The 764-nt window shown below is 63.1% G+C and carries 1 pseudogene; it reads right to left on the minus strand.

The features are described from left to right. Nucleotides 1-356: pseudogene (locus EN780_RS36020) on the minus strand (hypothetical protein); the annotation flags it as partial. Nucleotides 357-764: the final 408 nt, after the last annotated feature.

The raw sequence follows: 764 nt of genomic DNA on the forward strand, positions 1-764 counted from the left end.
TAGTCGCGGGCACGATCGGCAAGTTTTTCCAGATGCGCCGGCACACGCGTCTGGCCGCCGCCGATCGGCAGGGCAGGGGAGAGGGCTTCCGCAGGCTCGTCTTCCAACGCCTGGTCCATCGCCATGACGATCGAGACGATGTCCGGCAGCTCGCCGTCGGGACTGTCGGCGCCGGCCCCGGGCTCAGCCGACACCGGCGCGGCGGGAACAACGTCTTCCGGCCCGGTGCTGTGGGACGCTTCGGAGGGTCGCTGGGCGTGAATTTCGGGCTTCTGCTCGCTGAAAACGGCTGTCGCTCGCGTTTTGTCAACGGACGGCAAGTCATTGATCTGGCGCGAATCATCTTCGGAGTTCATGGGCGGATTCTAGCCGAATCACCGGATTTTTCGTAACAATCGAGCGGACGAACTTTACAGCGAGGCCGCTGTGGTTCACGGACCCGACAAGGACACGATCGATGACGCCGCCTGGAATGAGGCGGTTTCACGGGAAGTCGTCATCCGGCGGCTGACTTCGCTCGATCGTCCCAGCCGGTCTGATTTCTGGCGTGCTTGCCGTAAACTCGGCCTCAAGCGAACCCGGCTTTATGAGCTGATCAGGGCTTACCGGGAACGTCCGGTCACGAGTTCGATGCTGCCGCACGCCTCGGGCACAAGGCGCGGCAGCCGCCGATTGCCGGACGAGACCGAAGCCGTGATCGCCGAAGGATTGCGGGACTTCTACAAGACCCCTCAGAAGCCGAGCATCAATCGGCTGCACAAGGA

The organism is Mesorhizobium sp. M4B.F.Ca.ET.089.01.1.1, assembly GCF_004022605.1.
GTDB lineage: Bacteria > Pseudomonadota > Alphaproteobacteria > Rhizobiales > Rhizobiaceae > Mesorhizobium > Mesorhizobium abyssinicae.